18 protein-coding genes and 1 riboswitch are annotated in these 19,543 nt (G+C 60.5%); of the genes, 3 read left to right on the top strand and 15 right to left on the bottom strand.

Annotated elements, in window-relative coordinates; genetic code table 11:
• Positions 1-82: 82 nt before the first annotated feature.
• The 12 genes from HHJ17_RS04290 to HHJ17_RS04235 form a co-directional block, all read right to left on the bottom strand.
• Positions 83-1,588, bottom strand: a complete 1,506-nt coding sequence (locus tag HHJ17_RS04290) for a cobyric acid synthase (RefSeq protein ID WP_296499946.1) — start codon at positions 1,586-1,588, stop codon at positions 83-85.
• A 1-nt stretch (position 1,589) separates the two neighbouring features.
• Positions 1,590-2,663 (bottom strand): aminotransferase class I/II-fold pyridoxal phosphate-dependent enzyme, encoded by a 1,074-nt coding sequence (locus HHJ17_RS04285; protein ID WP_296499948.1) that lies wholly within the window; start codon positions 2,661-2,663, stop codon positions 1,590-1,592.
• A complete protein-coding gene (gene cbiB, locus HHJ17_RS04280; protein ID WP_296499950.1) occupies positions 2,660-3,787 on the bottom strand; it encodes an adenosylcobinamide-phosphate synthase CbiB in 1,128 nt (375 codons plus the stop codon). Before cbiB ends, HHJ17_RS04285 begins: the two co-directional genes overlap by 4 nt.
• Before the next feature lie 11 nt (positions 3,788-3,798).
• Positions 3,799-4,482 (bottom strand): 5,6-dimethylbenzimidazole synthase, encoded by a 684-nt coding sequence (bluB, locus tag HHJ17_RS04275; protein WP_296505191.1) that lies wholly within the window; start codon positions 4,480-4,482, stop codon positions 3,799-3,801.
• Between the two features lie 76 nt (positions 4,483-4,558).
• Positions 4,559-5,128 carry a cob(I)yrinic acid a,c-diamide adenosyltransferase gene (gene cobO, locus HHJ17_RS04270; protein ID WP_296505065.1) on the bottom strand — a complete coding sequence of 190 codons (570 nt, stop codon included), beginning with the start codon at positions 5,126-5,128 and terminating at the stop codon, positions 4,559-4,561.
• A 35-nt stretch (positions 5,129-5,163) separates the two neighbouring features.
• Positions 5,164-5,931, bottom strand: a complete 768-nt coding sequence (locus HHJ17_RS04265) for an ABC transporter ATP-binding protein (RefSeq protein WP_296499994.1) — start codon at positions 5,929-5,931, stop codon at positions 5,164-5,166.
• 8 nt (positions 5,932-5,939) lie between these two features.
• Complete coding sequence (locus tag HHJ17_RS04260; RefSeq protein WP_296505063.1) at positions 5,940-6,962, bottom strand: iron ABC transporter permease; 1,023 nt, start codon at positions 6,960-6,962, stop codon at positions 5,940-5,942.
• Entirely contained in the window at positions 6,959-7,828 is an 870-nt protein-coding gene (locus HHJ17_RS04255; protein ID WP_296505062.1) for an ABC transporter substrate-binding protein, read from the bottom strand. The genes HHJ17_RS04260 and HHJ17_RS04255 overlap by 4 nt, the downstream gene beginning before the upstream one ends.
• The gene (gene cobU / locus HHJ17_RS04250) at positions 7,825-8,415 is read right to left on the bottom strand and encodes a bifunctional adenosylcobinamide kinase/adenosylcobinamide-phosphate guanylyltransferase (RefSeq protein ID WP_296505060.1); all 591 of its coding nucleotides are present in this window, start codon (positions 8,413-8,415) and stop codon (positions 7,825-7,827) included. The genes HHJ17_RS04255 and cobU overlap by 4 nt, the downstream gene beginning before the upstream one ends.
• Positions 8,412-9,317 carry an ABC transporter substrate-binding protein gene (locus HHJ17_RS04245; protein ID WP_296499961.1) on the bottom strand — a complete coding sequence of 302 codons (906 nt, stop codon included), beginning with the start codon at positions 9,315-9,317 and terminating at the stop codon, positions 8,412-8,414. The genes cobU and HHJ17_RS04245 overlap by 4 nt, the downstream gene beginning before the upstream one ends.
• Entirely contained in the window at positions 9,310-10,683 is a 1,374-nt protein-coding gene (locus tag HHJ17_RS04240; protein WP_296499963.1) for a cobyrinate a,c-diamide synthase, read from the bottom strand. The genes HHJ17_RS04245 and HHJ17_RS04240 overlap by 8 nt, the downstream gene beginning before the upstream one ends.
• 25 nt (positions 10,684-10,708) lie before the next feature.
• Entirely contained in the window at positions 10,709-12,583 is a 1,875-nt protein-coding gene (locus HHJ17_RS04235; RefSeq protein WP_296499965.1) for a TonB-dependent receptor, read from the bottom strand.
• A 71-nt stretch (positions 12,584-12,654) separates the two neighbouring features.
• Positions 12,655-12,891: riboswitch (cobalamin riboswitch) on the bottom strand.
• Positions 12,892-12,925: 34 nt separating this feature from the next.
• Here HHJ17_RS04235 and HHJ17_RS04230 point away from each other — a divergent pair.
• The 3 genes from HHJ17_RS04230 (at position 12,926) to HHJ17_RS04220 (ending at position 14,567) form a co-directional block, all read left to right on the top strand.
• On the top strand, positions 12,926-13,156 hold the full coding sequence (locus tag HHJ17_RS04230; RefSeq protein WP_296499966.1) for a DUF904 domain-containing protein: 231 nt from the start codon (positions 12,926-12,928) through the stop codon (positions 13,154-13,156).
• Positions 13,153-13,506, top strand: coding sequence for a cell division protein ZapA (locus tag HHJ17_RS04225; protein ID WP_296499968.1), 354 nt, complete (start codon positions 13,153-13,155; stop codon positions 13,504-13,506). The genes HHJ17_RS04230 and HHJ17_RS04225 overlap by 4 nt, the downstream gene beginning before the upstream one ends.
• A 242-nt stretch (positions 13,507-13,748) precedes the next feature.
• Positions 13,749-14,567 (top strand): sulfite exporter TauE/SafE family protein, encoded by an 819-nt coding sequence (locus HHJ17_RS04220; RefSeq protein ID WP_296499970.1) that lies wholly within the window; start codon positions 13,749-13,751, stop codon positions 14,565-14,567.
• On the opposite strand, the gene HHJ17_RS04215 is transcribed toward HHJ17_RS04220, so the two are convergent.
• The 3 genes from HHJ17_RS04215 to HHJ17_RS04205 all read right to left on the bottom strand — a co-directional run bounded on the left by HHJ17_RS04215 (position 14,523) and on the right by HHJ17_RS04205 (position 19,289).
• Entirely contained in the window at positions 14,523-16,952 is a 2,430-nt protein-coding gene (locus HHJ17_RS04215; protein ID WP_296505058.1) for an EAL domain-containing protein, read from the bottom strand. The genes HHJ17_RS04220 and HHJ17_RS04215 overlap by 45 nt on opposite strands.
• 20 nt (positions 16,953-16,972) lie before the next feature.
• A complete protein-coding gene (locus HHJ17_RS04210; RefSeq protein WP_296505056.1) occupies positions 16,973-18,280 on the bottom strand; it encodes an HD-GYP domain-containing protein in 1,308 nt (435 codons plus the stop codon).
• A 76-nt stretch (positions 18,281-18,356) separates the two neighbouring features.
• Positions 18,357-19,289, bottom strand: a complete 933-nt coding sequence (locus HHJ17_RS04205) for a 1-phosphofructokinase family hexose kinase (RefSeq protein ID WP_296505054.1) — start codon at positions 19,287-19,289, stop codon at positions 18,357-18,359.
• Positions 19,290-19,543 lie beyond the last annotated feature (254 nt).

Raw genomic sequence — 19,543 nt, 5'->3', positions numbered from 1 at the left:
AGGGTGTGAACTTTAAAAGTTAAACCAAAAAAGGAAAACGAACGAGGTCAATAATTTTGAAAAAACGCATCGCGGTCATTCATCAGGCAATCAAGCTTGCCAAAACGCCCGGCTCGAAATGCTGTTCAATGTAATCGGCGAGGCCGTCAAAGACGGACTCCAGCGTCGGCACCGGGCCTGCCAGACGGGCGCCAAACAAGGCTTGCAGGGCGGCGGGGTCTTCAAACAGGCCATGCAAATACAGCCCGAGCACATTGCCGGCTGCGTTCTGCCAGCCCAAGCCATTGGGCATGATGACGCGTGCCACATCGCCCGCTTTGGCCATCGCCGGGTGCTGCGCCGTTTGGCCGTGGTGGATTTCATAGCCGGCCACTTGCACGCCCGCCAGTCCAGCCCAGGGTCCGGCGATGCTGGCATCAAAAATAGCTTGCGTGTGCTGCACGGTTTTATCCGCTTCGAACACCGTCACCAGCGGCAGCAGCCCCAAGCCGGGCGCGTTGCCGTCAATGCCGTGCGGGTCAATCAACGCCTCGCCCAGCATTTGCAGGCCACCGCAAATCCCCAGCACTGCGCCGCCCTGCCCGGCATGGTCGGCAATGGCGCGGTCCAGCCCCTGCTGGCGCAGCCAGGCCAGGTCGCCGCTGGTGTTCTTGGAGCCGGGCAGTATGATCCAGTCGGTCGGCATGAGGCCTGCGAGTTCGCCGGGGGAGCGCACCCATTGCAGGCGAATGCCGGGAATGTTTTTAAGCGGCTGAAACTCGTCGAGGTTACTGATGCGCGGGTAGGCAATGACGGCCACGGTCTGGGTGACCGCCCCCTGGGTGGTGCTGCGGTCGTCGAACACGCCGTCTTCTTCCGGCAAACCGTGCTGCCACCACATCGGCAGCGTGGCTACCGTGGGGATGGCGGTAAGGCTCTCAAGCATCTGCGGCGCCGGCGCCAGCAGGCTGGCATCGCCACGAAATTTATTCAACACGAAGCCCTTGATCAGGGCGCGCTCGTCCTCGGGCAGCAGCGCCCAAGTGCCGTACAGGTGGGCAAAGGCACCGCCCCGGTCGATGTCGGTCACCAGCAGGCAGGCGGCCTGGCTGTGCAGCGCCACGCGCATGTTGACGATATCGCTGTCATGTAAATTGATTTCGGCCGGGGAGCCGGCGCCTTCAATCACCACCACGTCGTTCTCGGCGCGCAGTTCGTCCAGCGCCGCTGCAATTTGCGGCCAAACCTTCAGGCTGCGCCCGCGCCACGGCATGGCCGTGAGTTCGGCATCGACCTGCCCCATCAGCACCACCTGGCTGTGGGTGTCGCGTTCGGGTTTCAGCAAGAGCGGGTTCATGCGGACCTCGGGCACGGCGCGGGCGGCGAGTGACTGAAAGTATTGCGCGCTGCCAATCTCGCCGCCAGCGCCTGCCGCGCCGGAGGCCCCCGCTGCGGCCGCGACCACCCGGGCGTTGTTGCTCATGTTTTGCGCTTTGAACGGCGCCACCTTCAGGCCTTGGCGGGCGTAATAGCGGCACAGGGCGGTGGTCAGCCAGCTTTTGCCGGCGCCGCTGGTGGTGCCGAGCACCATCACACATTTGGCGGTCATGTCATTCTCCGAAATTAATAGCGGTCATACCGGACCCGGCAACGATGGCTTGCCAGGCCATTTTCAGCGCATCTTGCGCGGCGGGTGGCTGCACGCTGACGCGCACATGGCCCGGCAGACCAAAAGAAGTGGCATCGCGCAGCTTGATGCCCGCTGCGCGCAAGTGTTTCAGGTCAGCAGACAGCCGAAGCAGGTTGTTCTCTTGCTCAGCAGGGGTCATCGCCCCGTCTGCGCCATAGGGACGCGCACAGAAAAATGGCGTGTCGCTGGGCAGACAACGCCAGCCCAGGGTTTGCAGCAGCGCAAGTTGGCGGGCCTTCCAGACCGTCAGCGTTTGCAGGCTCTCACTCAGCCAGCGTTGCACCTCGGGCTGCACCCAGGCCTGCAGCAAGGCCACGCCATGGGCGCCCACCGGCCACGACGCGCTCAGGCGCTCCAGCACGGCCACCATGGTATGCGCGCCCAGCGGCGCAATGGCGTAGGCGGCGCGCACGCCGGTCAGGCCCAGCGCCTTGTTGGGCGTCCACAGCTGCCAGACCTGCGCCAGTTGTGTGGCCGTCAAAGTCGACGCGCCCGTCAAACGCAGGGGTTCGTAGGCGCGGTCCAACACGAGTGGCGCCAAAAACCTGTCCGGCCACTGTGCATGCGCGCCGCCCAGGGGACTGGACGGCTCACACGCCCACACCAGTTGGGCAGTTTCCGGCGTTGTCGCCACTTCCAAGCCCCAGGCCTGCGCGGCTTGCGCATAGTCGCCGTAGCTGTGCGGTGGCAGGGAAACACGGGGTTTGCCGAATCGTTGGCCATCGCTCGCGCCTTGCTGCGCCACACAAGCGGTGATGCGAAAAATGAACTCGCTGGCGCTGCCTGCCAGCAGCACACGCTGTGTGTCGACGCCATGAAAAGCGGCCAACTGGTAGCGCAGTGCGGCGTAACTGGCGTCGGGGTAATGGCGGGCGTCGGCTTGTTGCACTGCGTCCAAGGCGATGGGGCACGGGCCGCAGGCATTGCTGTTGGTCGAAAAATCAAAACGCGGCACGCCCAAAGCATCGGGGCCGCCGTGAATGCGGTGGGTCATGCCACCCTCCAAACCGCCACAAAAATAATAGCTGCTTGCGCAATGAATACGAGGGCTAGCAGCACTTTTGATGCATAAACGATGGCACGCCGTGTGTCCTGTGGCTGGGGTGCCCGACCCGCCGCGTTGAGCACATAGACGCCTGGTTTGTGCAGACTGACATCCAAGGCCAGCGCCATCGCCGCCATCGGCCAGCCGCTGTTGGGGGACGGTGTGCGGCGCGCCTCTTCGGGCAGGCGGGCCATGACGAAGGCGGCCTCCGGCCCCGCATGCTGCGTGCTAACGGCGTCAATGGGTTGCGGCTGCGTGCTGGCCAGCGTTTGCAGCCAGCACACCGCGACCAGCAAACAGGCGGTGATGCGTGCCGGAATCCACGACAACACGTCATCAGCCCGCGCCGCCCACTTGCCGGCCCATTGCCAGTTGCGGCCTTGGTAGACGCCAGGGTAGCCCCACATGGCATCGGCGGTGTTGGCAAAACGATAGAGCGCGGCGCCCGGCAGGCCGAGCAGCACGAACCAGAAAATGGGCGCCACCACGGAGTCGTTCAGGTTTTCAGCCAGCGTCTCAATCGCGCTTTCGCGCACCTGAGCCTCGGTCAAATGGGTGACATCGCGGCTGACCAGCCAGCTCAAGCGTTCACGGCCAGCGGCCAGCGACCCGCCTTGCGTGGGATTCAAGGCGGCCTCGACTGCCAGCACTTCGCTGCGCAACATGGCCCAAGCCAGCAAGGGTTTGAGCGCCAGCCCCAAGCCCAGCGCCGCGAGTACGCCGCCCCACAGAGGCCCCAGCACGGCGGGCAAAGTCAGCAATCCTTCTTGCAGCGCCCAAGCCGCTACACAAACGATAGCTGCTCCCGAACACCACATAAGGGCTCCAAGCCAAAAACGCTTTAAATCCGGGCTTGTTTGCGCCTCTTTTGCCGCTGCCGCTGGCGTTGCATGCGCCAAGGGCGCCAGCCGCCGCCCGGTCCAGCCCAGGTAGTTGCCCATCCACACCACCGGATGCCAGCGCGCAGCGGGCTCGCCCAGACAGTGGTCGATGGCCAGCGCCAGCAACAGTGCCGTGGCAAACATCAGGGTACCCAAGCCCAGACTCATGAGCGGCGAAAAAGTGAAGGGCATACGGGGGTCGGTCAGGGGTTCACGTTCGAGGGCGCGGCCAGCGGCTCAAATAAATCACAGGCCTGGTTCCAGTCATTTTCAAACACCAGCGAGGCCAGCGGCTGGCGCTTGGCCCAGCGCGCTTGTTGCAGCATCGGCTCTTCGTAAAAAGCCGGCACCGGCCCGATGCACAGCAACGCAATCGGCTCGGCGCCGGCAGGCATGTGCAGCAACTCGGCCACGGCGACCGGGTCAAACAGCGACACCCAGCCCATGCCCAGCCCCTCGGCGCGGGCGGCCAGCCACAGGTTCTGGAGGGCACAGGCAGCCGAGGCCAGGTCCATGTGCGGCAAGGTGCGGCGGCCAAAGATGTGCTTTTCGCGCCCCTCGGCCAGCGCCACAGCCCAGACTTCGGCCGCTTCCAGCAGGCCCTCGACCTTCAGGCGCATGAATTCATCTTCGCGCTGGCCCAGCGCCTGGGCCGTGATCACGCGCTCTTGCTCCACCAGCGTGTGCAGCTGCTGGCGCATCGCCATGCTGGAGATGCGGATAAAGCGCCACGGCTGCATGAAACCCACGCTGGGCGCGTGGTGCGCGGCGGTAAGCAGGCGCCGCATCACCTCCGGCGCGACCGTGCCGCCACAGAAGTGGCGCATGTCGCGCCGCTCGAAGATGGCGCGGTACACCGCATCACGCTCGCCTGGCGCAAAAGCCATGTCGGCGGCCAGATCCGGGGCGGCGTCCGGGCCAGCAAGTGGGGTGTTGGCCAATGGCGAGGCAGTCATGCTGGTCTCAGTCCTCAATGCCGCGCTGGGCCGGAATGCCGGCCTTGAACGCGTGCTTGACCATTTGCATCTCGGTCACGGTGTCGGCCAGTTCAATGATTTCCGGCGGGCAGCGCCGGCCGGTCAGCACCACATGCACATGGCTGGGACGCTCGCGCAGGGTTTGCGTCACGTCATCCAGCGGCATCCAGCCGTAGATCAGCGGGTAAGTGATTTCATCCAGCGTCACCATGAAGTAGTCGCCGCTCATGATGGCGGCCTTGGCCTTTTTCCAGCCGTCGCGCGCCAGTTGGGCGGAGTGTTCCAAGTCCTGGCTCTTCCAGCTGAAGCCGTCGCCCAGGCCCTCGATCGGAATGCCGATCTGCTCGAACATGCGGTGCTCGCCAAAACGGGCGCTCGGCACTTTCATGAACTGAAAAATCTTGACGGCTTTGCCGCGGCCATGGGCCCGCAGTGCCAGTCCGAAGGCCGCCGTGCTTTTGCCTTTGCCGTCGCCGGTGTTGACGATGACAATGCCGCGGCGTTCGCCTTCGGATTTTTCGTAGGGTTTCTCGGTAGGCGGGGTTTCGATTTGCATGGGAGTCATTTTCTTTAATTGGGGGTGAATGCCAATTATTTTTTGGGCAACGCCACCCACTGGTCACCCAGGGCATGAATGGCGATTCGTTTGTCGAACACTGCTTCCAGTGCGCGGTGGGTCACGGGGTCGGCACACGGGCCTTGGTGGGTGACGCGGCCTCGGGCCATGATGACCAGCTGGTCGGCGTGCAGGGCAAAGGAGATTTCGTGCAACACGCTAATGACCGTTTTGCCCTGCTCGATCAGCGCCCGCACCACGTCCAGCCAGTCGGCCTGGTGCGGCGGGTCGAGGTTGGCGAGCGGCTCGTCCATCAGCAGCACCTGCGCTTGCACCGCCAGCGCGCGGGCCAGCAGCACGCGCTGGCGCTCGCCGCCCGAGAGTTGGCCCAGCGTCCGGCCGCGCCAGTCCCAGGCCTGGGTGGCGCGCAAAGCTTGTTCGACGGCGGCATGATCGGCGGCACTGGGCGGCGCCAGCCAAGCCTGGTGAGGCAAGCGGCCCAGCATGGCGACATCCCACACGGTTAAATCATCGCCGGTGGTTTCGTTTTGCCCCAGCCACGCCAGTTGTTGCGCCCGCACGCGGCCCGGCAAACTGGCGAGCGGCTGGCCCAGCAGCGTCACCGTGCCGGTGTGCGGCAGCAGCCCGGCCAAGACTTTGAGCAGCGTTGATTTGCCGGCGCCGTTCGGCCCGACAATGCTGGTCCAGCGGCCGCGTTTCAAAGCCAGGTCAATGCCATGCAAGACTTGCATGTTTCCGAGGCTGGCGCTGATGGCGCCTGCCTTGATAGCTATTAAATCCATAGCATTATTCACAGACTGGCTCCTGAGGAAGCGCGGGTGCTGCGGTGCATCAGCCACAGCAAGTAGCCGCCGCCCAGCACGGCGGTCAGCACGCCGACCGGCAACTCTTGCGGCGCAATCAACCAGCGCGCCAGCGTGTCAGCCGCCATCAGCAAGACGCCGCCCATCAGGCTGGACAGAAAAATCAGACGGCCATGCGTGGTCTTGGCGACCGAGCGCACCAGGTGCGGCGCCGCCAGGCCGACAAAGGCAATCAGTCCGGTCTGCGCCACCGCCGTCCCGGTGGCCAGCGCCAGCACCGCCACCAGTGCGGCGCGCATTTTGGGCAAGGGCAAACCCAAACTGGCGGCGGTGGCTTCGCCCAGCGACAGGCCGTCGAGCACCTGGCTGAGCATCCAGGCCACCACCATGCAACCCAGCCAGACCGCGGCCATCAAGGCGCACGCGGTCCAACCGACAAAGCCGGTGCTGCCGAGCATGAAGGCCTGCATCGCCTGCGTTACCTCGGGCACCATCAGCATGGTGAGTGAGGCAAAGGCGCCCAGCACCACACCCACAATCACCCCGGCCAGCAGCAGGCGCAGCGTGTGTTGCACGCCTTTGGCCAGCATCAGGGTCAGCAGCACGGCGCCAACGGCCCCGGCAAACGCCGCCCCGGTCAGACCCAGGCGCACCAGCCACTGGGTGGCGAACGGCGACACGCCAAAAAACACCAGCGCCAGCGACACGCCGAGCGAGGCGCCCGACGCGCTGCCCAGCAAATAAGGGTCCGCCAGCGGATTGCGAAACAGCCCCTGCGCCACGGCACCGGCTAGACCCAGCAAGGCGCCGGCGGTCCAGGCGCCCAGGGTGCGCGGCAAGCGGATGTCCCACACAATTTGCAGCGCCACCGGATCGTTCCAGGCGTTGAGCACGCTCTCAAACCCGGTACTGCCGACGCTGGCGCCCAGCAGCAGCAAGGTTACGCTGGCCAGCAACAGGCTCACGCCAAGCAAATACGCCACGCGCTGCTGCCGAAAAATATCGGTCACGGTGCCCGTCCCGACATCTTTTGCAGGCACTGCGCCAGAATGCGTGCGCCCTCCGCCATCCGTGGGCCAGGCCGCACCACCACATCGGACTGCGCCACGGGAAAGACACACACCCGGTGTTCCTTGATGGCGCGGATACCGGCCCAGCCCGGGCGGCCTTCCATGCCAGCGTAGTTGCGGTCACCGACCATGATCACGTCCGGGTTGGCGCGCACCACGTACTCGGGGTTGAGCTTGGGGAACGGGCCGAGCTTGGCCGGCACAATGTTTTGGGCGCCCAGCCGGCTCAGGGTTTCACCGATGAAAGACGTTTCACCGGCGGCATAGGGCGCACGGTTGACTTCAAAATACACCCGTGTTTGCTTGACACTGGCTGGCAACGACTGCGCCGCCGCCGACATGGCGGCATCGATCACGCGCCAGACGCGCTGCGCATTCGGCACGTCCAGCACTTGTCCGATCTTCTCCAGCACGCGGCGGACATCGGCGTGGCTTTTCGGCTCCAGCGCAACCACCTTGATGCCCAGCGACTGCAAACGCTCGCCGGCGCGCGACGAGGTCGCCATCAGCACCACATCGGGTTTCAGCGCCACGATGGCCTCGATATTGGGGTCCAACCCGCCGCCTACCTGCGGCAAGGCCCGCACACTGAGGGGATAGTCGGAATAACGATCCACTCCCACCAGCCGCTGGCACTGCCCCAGTTCACACACGGTTTCGGTCAGCGAGGGCAGCAAGCTGACGATGCGCTGCGGCGGCTGGGCAAAGGTCACGGTGACGCCCCGGTCGTCGATGACCTGGAAAGCCTGCGCCGCGCCCGTCACGCTCAGGGCAGCGACAGCGAGCAGAAACCACATCTTTTTCATCCTGCATCTTTCAAAGTCAGCGGCAAACCGGCCGCCATCAGGGTGACGCGCTGGCACACCGCGGCCACGTCCTGGTTGAGCCGACCCAGCGCATCCACAAAGGCGCGCACCTCCGAGCCCATGGGAATCACGCCCATACCGATCTCATTGCCCACCAGCACGACGGGGCCAGGCGCCTTCTCAATCGCTCTTAAAAGAATAGCTACTTGCGCACTACCGACGGGGGCTAGAGGCTGATTTACCTCTAATACAGGCTCAGCTGGCATCAACCAGTTGGTGAGCCACAGGGTGAGGCAGTCCACCACCACCAGCGTGTCCGGGCGGCTGTGTTGCGCGATGGCTGCGGCGAGTGCCAGCGGCTCCTCCACCGTCGTCATACCCGGCACCCGCGCGGCCCGATCCACTTGATGACGGGCAATGCGCTCGCGCATCTCCTCATCCCAGGGCTGGGCGGTGGCAATCAGCACGGCGTGGTGGCTGGCGGATTGCGCCAACCAGTCCCGCGCCAGCGTCTCGGCCCGGCGCGACTTGCCACTTTTTTGCCCGCCCAGGATCAACTCGCTGCATGCCACGGTCAGACTTGTCATTTTTCATCCTCCGCGCCGCCGGGCCGCCCCAAGGCGTGGACAGCCCACTCGGGGGGCAGCGCAGCACACGAAGTGGCAAGCGTGGGGGCCACGTTTCGGCTCCAATCCAGCACGATACGGTGCAGTTGCGCCACGCCGTCGGTCAGTGCGGCGGGGCCGGGCTGCAGGATGTCGGCGGACTTGATTTCAAACAACTGTTGATTTTTAACCGCGTTCACATTCTCCCAACCCGGGCGCGCCGCCACTTTCTCGGGCCGGAATTTCTTGCCGCACCAGGAGCCGATGATGATGTCGGGGTTGCGGCGAACGATCTCATCACCGTCGGCAATGATGCGGTTCTTGCCCAGGGATTGGAGGGCCAGTTCGGGAAAAATGTCGTCGCCGCCGGCAATCCCCATCAGCTCGGACACCCAGCGGATGGCGCTAATGTGGGGTTCGTCCCATTCCTCGAAGAAAATTCTGGGTCGGCGCGGCAGGCGGGCAGCGGCGTCCTGAATCGCCGCCAGTTGCTGCTGCATGGTTTCAATCTGGGCCAGACCTTGCGCGCCCTGCCCCACCATGGCAGCGACCTGCGCCATCATGGAAAAAATCTCGGCCACGCTACGCTGGTTGAACACCGTGACCTGCACGCCCTGGCGAATCAAGGCGGCGGCAATGTCGGCCTGCATGTCGGAAAAGCCGAAGACACAATCAGGCTTCAATTCCAGAATCTTGTCGATTTTGGCGCTGGTAAAGGCACTGACACGCGGCTTCTCGTCGCGCGCCCGCCGTGGCCGCACCGTGTAGCCCGAGATGCCAACGATGCGCTGCTCTTCCCCCAGCAGGTACAACCACTCGGTGGTTTCCTCCGTCATGCAGACGATGCGCTGCGGAGCTGGGGAGAACGCAAAACGCTCAGTCATGCATGACTCCGGCGGGCACCTTAACGGGTTGAGCGCTGCTGGCGAACAGCGCCGCCGTGGCGGACGGACTGGACGGGAACCAGGCATGGAAGTAGCTGGCCTGGATCGAGCCGACCTGGTACAGCGCTTCGCCGGCGTCAGGCTGCGGCTCACCATCGGGACGTGCGGCACGCAAGGGCGCGGCCAGCGCCGTGGCACAGGTGGAATAGTGAAAAGTGTGGCCGCGCAGCAGGCCATCGTTCATCAGCAATTGCTGCGGCCCCAGTCCCGCCAGCCGCTTTTGCATGGTGACGGTCCCCGGCAGCAAGCCCCACTGGACGTGGGTCTGGCCATCGACGGTGACGAGTTCATCAAACAGCAGCATCATGCCGCCGCACTCGGCCCAGACCGGTTTGTGCAGCGCCACATGCGCAGCCAGGCTGTCGCGCAAGGAGGTGTTGCCCGCCAGCCGCGCCGCGTGCAACTCGGGGTAACCGCCCGGCAGCCAGACCGCATCGCATTCAGGCAGCGTGCTGTCCGCCAGCGGTGAAAAAAACACCAGCCGCGCCCCCAAGGCCTGCAAGCAGTCCAGATTCGCGGCGTAGATGAAACAAAACGCAGCATCGCGGGCGATGGCCACGGTGCGACCGGCCAGCGGTTGGCTGATTGGCAGTTCGGCACTGGCATCATCCACCACCTGAAACTCGACGTCCCAGCGCTTCAAATCAGCCAGCGACATCTGCCCCAGCGGCGTCACGGCCAGCGCATCGGCCGCAGCGTCCAGCCGTTCCAGTGCATCGGTGACCTCGCTGGCCACCGTCAGCCCCAGGTGCCGCTCCGGCAGGTTCATGGCCGGGTTGCGCATCAGGGCGCCCAGCCACTGCTCGGGCTCGCGCACACTGTTTTTCAACATCTCCGCATGGCGCTCACTCGCCACCCGATTAGCCAGCACCCCGGCCCAAGTCAAGCCCGGCCGGTAATGTTGCAAGCCAAACGCCAGCGCGCCGAACGTGCCCGCCATGGCGGAGGCATCGATGACCGCCAGCACCCGCAAGCCAAAGCGTTGCGCCAGATCGGCGGCGCTGGGCTCGCCGTCAAACAGCCCCATCACGCCTTCCACGATGATCAAGTCCGCCTCCCGCGCGGCTGCGGCCAGCCGCGCCCGGCAATCGGCCTCGCCCGTCATCCACAAGTCCATCTGATGCACCGGCGCACCGCTGGCCAGGGTGTGCCAATAGGGGTCCAGAAAATCCGGACCACATTTGAAGACCCGCACTTTTTTACCTTGACGCGTGTGCAAACGCGCCAGGGCGGCAGCAACGGTGGTCTTGCCCTGACCGGAGGCGGGGGCGGCGATGAGGATGGCGGGGCAAACGATTTCAGACATGCATATATCTTTCAGAGCATCAAAATTACTGAGGCGCCCATTTCAGGCCGATGTAAATCGTGCGACCTTCGTTGGCATAAGTACGGGCGGTCTGATAGTCCTTGTCAGTCAGGTTGTTTATCCGCGCTAGAAACGTAACATCGCGACTAAGGTGAGTGCTGGCCGACAGGTTAACCAAGGTATAACCCGGCAGTTCGGTGGTGTTGTCCGCTGTATCAAAGCGCTTGTCCGACGCCTGCATTTCAGCGCCCAGGCTCCAGTCACCGACATGGAAATCAGCACCCAATGTTGCATGGCGGCGCGAGCGGCGCGCGAGCTGTTTGCCCGTGTCCAAATCCTCAGGATTCTGGAAGTCAACCGAAGCGGTCAGATTTACGTGTCCCAGCAAATAGCTGGCAGACAAGGTCACCCCTTCGTACCCGGCACGCGCCACACTGTCGTAGCAGCCATAGGGCGATGCACAGGCACCGGGGCCATTGACATAGGTGATCAGGTTGCGCACTGTGTTGCGGTAGGCCACCACGCCCAGACTGCTGGCGCCGTCGGTATAACGTAGCCCTGCTTCGAGGTTGCTGCTGGTTTCAGGTTGCAGGCTGCTGACGCCATAGTCACTGAAACGCTGATACAACGTAGGCGCACGAAACGCGGTCCCGGCAGAACCGGTCATACGCAGTTTCGGCGTAATGGCATAGCCATAAGCGGCACTGCCGGTGGTCTTGCCGCCAAAGCCGCTGTCGTCATCGTGTCGCACATTGAGTTGAACGGTATGGCTGGCCTGCGCAAAACCATAGCCCAAGGCAACCGCGTCTTGGGTGCGGCTGCGGTTGGGGCCGACCGCCGTGTTTTCAAGTTCATCTTCCCGGCGCTCCAGCGTGGCTGTTACCAGATGCGGACCAAAACGCAGTTCGTTTTGAAGCAGATAACCGCGCAAATCTGTCGTGGTCAGGTAGATGGAAGGCGTGGTTTCATAGCGGCTTCGGCTGTTAGTCACGCTCAGGCGAGTGCTGTAGGCATCGGTCCACTGGGCATGCCAGTTCAGGCCGACGGTACGCAACTCATGTCGGCTAGTGTCATCCACCGGGCTGGCAGGTTTGTAGGTAAAAGCGTCATACTGGGACTCCATGTCGCTGGCGAGCACCGTGGCGTCCAGGCGATGGGAGCGATTCACCTGGATTCCCATCCGGGCGCTGGCCGACGTGCTGCGATAGCCATCCTGATCGGGGTTACGTACGCCATCAGCGGGTTTGCGCAAATACAGCGGCTGCGAATTAAAGCCATCGCTGGATTCATTTGCTAGGCCGAATGAATAGTCAACAGCGCTATCGACGCCGACAGATCCGCTAACACCGGCCTCCACCTTGCTCAAGCCATGACTGCCTGCGCCCACGCCTACATAGGGCGCAGCCGGGCCTTCTCCCCGGCGGGTAAAAAGCTGGATAACGCCATTGATGGCGTCGGAGCCATAGACTGCGGCGGCTGGACCGCGCAGGACTTCAATGCGATCAATCTGAGCCAGCGGAATACTCTCCCACGCCACACCGCCGCTACCAGACTGAGCATCCAAGCGCACGCCATCAAGGTACACCGCCGTGTGTTGCGAGTTACCGCCACGCAGAAACACACTGGTGGTGCCTCCGATACCCCCATTGCGGCTGATCTCCACGCCAGGCAAACGCGCCAACACATCAGCCACGCCGGTGGCGCCACTCCGCTCAATGCGTGCACGATCCACAACGGTGACGTCAGCCACCAGGTCGCTTAAAGGCTGGGCGACGCGGGTGGCAGTCACCACGGTTTCGCTTAATAAGGAATTTGACTGAGATTGCGCAAACAAGGGAAAAGCGCCAGCCAAAGCCAGAGGAAGCACGGCCAGGCGTGCGTGAAAAATACAAGTTGTCATGAAGGAAAATTTCAACAAATGCCCTCACCGTCGTCCCCGACAGTGCATGAGCGTCACGGCTGCCCGCCAGGGCGTGCAACCACCTTGTTGGCCGGTATCCGGGCTGGTGGAAGCAACCTCCATCGCCTTCCCAAGCGCATGTTCAGAACGCTCAGTGGCCGTGATGGAAGCGGAATCAAAGGATTCGTCCACTTACCGTTGCGGGGGCAGCGCAGGTTAGGTTAGCTGTTGCCAGCGTCTCCCTCCTGCTTCCCGTTGAACTGCGGCATGTGAACCACGCCGCGAGCACCGACCTTGCGATTTTACAGCCGATTACATTTTGCGAACCTTACAATAGAGGCTATGACGAACCCGTCCAAAATCGACCAAATTGCCGCGCGTGTGGAGCTTTTGCTCGTCCGTTACGATGAGTTGCAGCGTACCAATGCGCTGCTCTGCGCGCAAGTTGACGCCCTTTCGCAAGAACGCGACTCCCTGAAATCAAGACTCGGTGCCGCCCGCGCACGGGTAGATGCGCTTCTGGAACGCCTGCCGGAAGCAGTGGCCAGTGGTACGCAACAAGGTGCTACATGAAACAACTCGAAGTACAGATCATGGGGCAGAGCTACCTGCTAGGCTGCCCGGAAGGTGGAGACTTCCGCTTACTGGAAGCGGTTGAACGTGTTGACACCGCCATGTGCAAAATCCGTGATGGCGGCAAGGTCCGGGCGCGCGACCGCATTGCCGTGCTGGCGGCCCTGAACCTGGCATTTGATCTGGCTGACCAGGGTAGCGCCACACCGCAAGCACAGGGCAATCCTTCCACGGAAAACCTGAATTCGGATGCATCGCATGGCCCGCAGTCGGAAAGCCGCGAGTTGCTACTGACCTCCTTGCTGGAGCGACTTGATGTAGCTCTGGGTGATGACAGTCGTCTGATCTAGATAATCGACGCTCCCAACACCGGGATGTCCGGCAAGCTCTACAATCGTTACTGTCTGCAGTGCTCGCCGGGCTTTATATTTCCTTGAACCAATGCTCCTAGAGCAGGGCTTGGAACATTGCCTAGCCAGCGTGATCATCTCGCGTTAGATGAACCCAAGGCTTGCGCTGACCTCGCCCACCTGAACCCCGGTTCAGGATGCCGGTCCGGTGGCATTTGCAGACACCTTTTCTTTAGCCCCTCATGAATTTAGAACCCCTGCTGATCATTCAACTGGCCTTATTGGGCTTAAGTTCTGGTTTTCTGGCGGGTTTATTGGGCATTGGTGGCGGCATGATGATGGTACCGTTCATCACGATCATCCTGTCAGGCCGCGGTGTAGCGCCAGACCTCGCCGTCAAAATGGCGATTGCCACCTCCATGGCCACTATCATGTTCACGTCAATGTCCAGCGTGCGTGCCCATCATCAACGCGGCTTGGTGCGCTGGGATTTGGTCAAGGGCTTGGCGCCTGGCATCATTCTGGGTGGTGCGGTGGCCAGCATGGGGGTCTTTGCCCTGCTCAAAGGCGCGTGGTTGGCCCTTTTTTTTGCCGCCTTCGTGAGTTTTTCTGCCACCCAAATGTTTTTAAACAAGAAGCCGGCCCCAACCCGGCAGGTGCCAGGCACGGGCGGACTCATTGGTGCAGGTGGGGTGATTGGCTTTTTGTCAGGGCTGGTGGGTGCCGGTGGCGGCTTCGTCAGCGTGCCCTTCATGACTTGGTGCAACGTCGCCATTCATAACGCGGTGGCGACCTCTGCGGCCCTTGGTTTTCCCATTGCGCTGGCCAACGTAGTGGGCTACATCATCAGCGGCCAGGGTTTACAAAACTTGCCGCCCCATTCGATCGGCTATATCTGGTTGCCAGCACTGGGCGTCATTGCCGCCTGCAGCGTGCTGACCGCCCCGCTGGGCGCCCGGGCGGCACACAAGCTGCCGGTCAAGCAACTCAAGCGCGTATTTGCCAGCATCCTTTACCTACTGGCTGCCTACATGCTCTACAAAGGCCTCACGACGGTCTGATAAAGCGTGCGGCAAGGACGCCATCAGCACTTCAAATTCATCCGCAGGCAATCCCGGCGAGCATAAATAGCCCTGAAATGACTCGCAATCCAGCCCCGCCAGGTAGTCTCTTTGCGCGATGGTTTCGACCCCCTCCGCGACGACTTTTAATTTAAGACCCCGCGCCATGCCGATGGTTGCGCTCACAATCGCGCGGTCGCTCTCATCTTCAGGTAACCCCATCACAAACGAGCGATCAATCTTGAGCTTGGAGATGGGGAATTTCTTCAGGTAGGCCAGACTGGAATAACCCGTTCCAAAGTCGTCGATGGACATGACGACACCGAGTGCCGCCAAGGCGTGCAATCGTCCCAAGGCCTCGTGAGCATCTTTGACCAGAATGGACTCGGTCAACTCCAGCTCCAGAAGTTGCGGTGCCAGTCCAGAAGCTTTAAGCACGCCGGCAACGATCTCCACAAAATCAGACTGCTGAAACTGCAGTGCCGAGACGTTGATCGACACCGTCACAGGCGTGCCGCCGTTTTGCCAGAGCACCGCTTGCCGCACGGCCTCCTCCAGCACCCAATTGCCAATTGTGATGATGAAACCAGACTCTTCTGCCAAGGGAATAAACAGCGCCGGCGACACATTTCCTAGTTCAGCATCCGACCAGCGAATCAAGGCTTCGGCACCCAGCAACTGTCCGTTGGCCAGCGAAATCTGCGGCTGGTAGTGCAGCCGAAACAAACCTCGTTCCATGGCTTGGCGCATGGCATGGTCCATTTTCATGCGCGATAGCAAATCGACATTCATCTGCGGCTGGTAGAAACGGAAACTGCCACGCCCACGCTCCTTGACCAGATACATCGCGGTATCAGCGCATTTGATCAATTCATCCAACGAGCGGCCATCTTCGGGATACAACGCGACACCGATACTGCAACCGACTGAAAAACTCAGTTCATCAATTTGGAAGGGGCGTCCCATGATGTCAAGGATTCGGCGCGCCAACACTTCAGCGCCATGGGCATCAATCTCCTGCAAAAAGATGACAAACTCATCGCCGCCGAGTCGGCACAAGGTGTCAACATCACGCAAACACCGTTTGATACGCTCGGCCACCTCGATCAACACGCGATCACCGAACGTGTGTCCCATCGAATCGTTGATATTCTTGAAACGATCAAGGTCAATAAAGAAAACCCCAAACTCCGCGCCGTTTCGCTCGGCCATGCGCAGGGCAAAATCAACCCGCTGCGACAGCAGCAACCTGTTGGGCAAACCGGTCAATGCGTCGCTGTAAGCCAGTTGCTCAATACGTTTTCGAGCCGCCAGTTCTTCTGTCAAATCCTTGAAAAAACCTATGGTGTGCGTAATCTCACCCTGCTCATCGCGCAACATAGCCCAGGAAACCTGAACAGCGCAGTCGGTACAGCTTTTTCTTTTAAGTGAAACCTGGCCCCGCCAGCATCCTTCGTCGGTGAGCGTCTGCTGCACACGTGAAATTAATTCGAGGTCATGCGGGTCATGAAAAAGCTCTTGGAGCGAAGCACCTATCAATTTAGCTTGAGAATTGTCTGTCAACTGTTCACACACAGGATTGACCGCAAGAATGACAAAGTCAGGACCCGTAATGAAAATAGCGTCCTGACTCGATTCAAAAACTTTAGCGGCCAGACGAAGGCGGGACTCAGCATCGTTGCGTTGCGTAATATCGCGAAAGGAAAACACCCGCCCAACAGGCTGACCTCGACTGAATTGCGGCCGCGATACTCGCTCCAGCACATGACCAGAGATCAAGACCAATGTATCGGAGGTTTCCAGCAAAGGGCTCTCAGCTATTTCATGAAGCCGCTTCTCATAGCCGGCACGATCCAGAACACGACTGGCAAGATGCCCGTACAAGGCCGAGTCATTACGCTTTAACAACAGGGATTCAGGCACATCCCACAGTGCAGCAAAATGCCGGTTGTAGTTTCGGATGTCGCCATTGAGATCGCTAACCAAAATGCCATCGGCTGTAGATTCCAGGGTGGCTCGAAGTTCGGCCACCAGTCTCTCAAGCTCATCTTCAGCGCGACGCTGCAAGCGCAAATCACGTAGTCCTACCACATACAAGGCGCGATCCACTTTCGGCCAAACCCGGCTGACACGGCGCTCTACCGGCACCGCGATGCCATCGGCACCACGTAGCAAGGTCTCGGAGTGGATGCTATCGATCAAACCGGAAGCAACATCTTCCCAAAAAAACTGGTCTTCCGGCGTGGCGGTTAATTCAATGGCGGGCTTGCCAACCAGATCTTCGGACGCAAGACCGAGCAAATCAGCAGCCGCATGGTTGACGGCCAGAATGCGAAGGGTGATCGGATCCACCAGCCAGACCGCTTCGAGCAAGCCTTCGATCATGGAGCCACAGGCGTTGAGGTTCACTGATTCCCCCCAGAGAATGGGGGCTCAATAATGCTCTCGAAAAAATAACAAACCCGAAGACGGGGCGACAAATAGTCCATGGCGTCCTTGGGCAAACCCGCCGGTTTTAGACTACGCCGAATCCCGATGTTGGACATTTTTTCCAGATCAAGAATCAAGGCCTCGTGCCTTGAAACACTGGGATCGTACACAACGACTCGGGGCTTTAACGGCCGCGAGGAATTAACCGAAACCACAATGGCATACCGCTCCTCAACCAGTTGAACCACAGAACCTGGCGGATATACGCCCATCATCCGAATAAATGCGCTGAGAGCGCCCCCGTCAAAACGAGTTTTCAACTGCGCAAAAATTAGTGACAGTGCTTCATGTGGTGTGATCGCGGCAGCGGGGCGACTCGGGTTGCACAGATTTTCATACCGGTTCACCAAAGACAAAATTTTGGCCGGCATGGACAGACTGCCACCCTTGAGTCGGGTGGGGAAACCACTACCGTCAATCAACTCATGATGCTGGGCGATGGCCTGCAACGCTCCGGCAGTCAGCGCCATGCCTTTGCCAAGCGCAACACTCTGCCCCACATGCTCCTGGTACAGCTTGTATTCAGCCGATGAAAAATTATCTTCCAGCCAGCGAACCCGACCGGGCAACTGTGATTTGCCTATGTCATGCAGGAAAGCTGCCATGCCCAGATCAACCATGTCTGACTTCGTCAAACCCAGGGACTTACCCAAAAGCAGCGAAATAATTGTCACATTGACAGGATGCATGGACGCCTTGTCACCCATGCCATCAGACAACAGGCGAATGGCCGATTCACCCTCCCCCAACATTTCATCAACAAACGTGTTGACCAAGCCAAGACACTGCGCCATGACAGCGAGCGGTTTGGAATTGACATGCTCAACAACCAGCTTATATTGACGAATGGCCTCACCAAAACGGCGTTCACATACCGCCATCTCTCTTTGCTGTGCGGCAAGCAGTTCACGACGTTTTTTTACAGCACGACGTTCGTCTGCTTCTGCAGTGGTCAATTCCGACTCAGCCCCCCCGTTCTCGTTACTGAACGGAACGGACTCGTACACCTCGGCACCTGACAAATCATCGGTCAAATTACTTTTTTCAGGTAGGTAGCGAACACGCTTTAAACCAAGTCCTTGAATGACCGCGATCTGCTTCTTGGAGGTAATTGTGAAACTACCCTTGGGAAACGGGTGAGACATCCAGCCCAGTTCAAGCTCGATGTACATGCCTACTTGCAGTTGATGGATTTCAATGAATTCGGTCTGAGCTTCGTTCATGTGCAGTTCAATACAAAACTTCGGCCAAGCATGGCGATAAGTAATACGAGTCTCAGAAATATTTGTTTTGACCTTATCATATTAATCTGACGTCGCCGTACAAACGGGCGACATCTTCAGATAGGGAAAGCCCTGTACCTTTGGACAGCAAAGCAGCAGAACCTGCCGCGACACCATACCGAAAAGCGGCCTTCAACTCCAGACCCCGCGCGAGCGCCCAAACCATGGCGCCCACAAAACTGTCGCCCGCACCGATGGCACTGACCACCTTGATTGGCAAACTGGGCGCAAAGCACGCGCCTTCATTCGTGAACAGCCATGCGCCCCCTTCACCCAAAGACAGCACAACGACTTCAGCCTTACCCTGCACAACCAACTGCTCGGCAGCACGTCGCCATTGCGATTCAGTTTCCAAAGTTTGGCTGAACAGATCACGCAACTCACGAAGACTAGGTTTGACTAAGTAAACCCCCGCCTCAAGCGCAGCAGCCAGTGCCGGGCCAGACGTATCAAGAACTACTTTGACACCAAGCGGTTTCGCCAGGCGCGTCAATCGGGCATAAAAATCAACTGGAACACCGGGTGGCAGGCTCCCGCTTGCCACCAGGTATCTAGGTGGCACGGCAAGCGCCGAAAAATGATCGAGACACGCCTGCCACTCATGCGGCATCAATTCTGGTCCCGGCAAGACAAATCGATATTCCAGCCCGGTCGAACTCTCACTGACAGAAAAGCTTTCGCGGGTCTCACCTGCAATGTCAATGCAAATACTGTTAACACCTTCCTCATCGAGCAAGTGCTGAATCAACTCGCCGTTAACACCACCTGCGGGATATAACGCGGCGCAGTCGCCTGCCAAGCGGTGGACGACTCGTGCCACGTTGATACCACCGCCACCAGGGTGACGCCGAGGGATGTCGCACCTGAGTTTGTGCGTTGGCGTAACGGTGCCGGTCGATGTGGCAATATCGACAGCAGGATTCATGGTGACAGTGAGGATGTCGGTCATAACTATTCAAGAATAGCATGACTGCATGCAACTAAAAATCCTTAAGATTAGGCAGCATTCTCGACCAATGCCCCATCGATAAGTTTTTTATCCCGCAGGAAACTATGGCTAGTCTTACTGCTGGTTGGCTGTATGGACTTCACCCGCTTTCGTAGACAAATTTCAGCTTCCAGTTCGAAGCTGCTCGAATGCCAGCGGGCTCAGTTGGTCTAGATGACTGTGCCTGCGGACTCGATTGTAAAAACCCTCAATGT

Origin of the sequence: Rhodoferax sp. (genome assembly GCF_012927445.1) — a bacterium.
Lineage (GTDB): Bacteria > Pseudomonadota > Gammaproteobacteria > Burkholderiales > Burkholderiaceae_C > Rhodoferax.
Note: the sequence above shows the minus strand (reverse complement) of the source record. Positions and strands in the feature narration are given on the sequence as shown.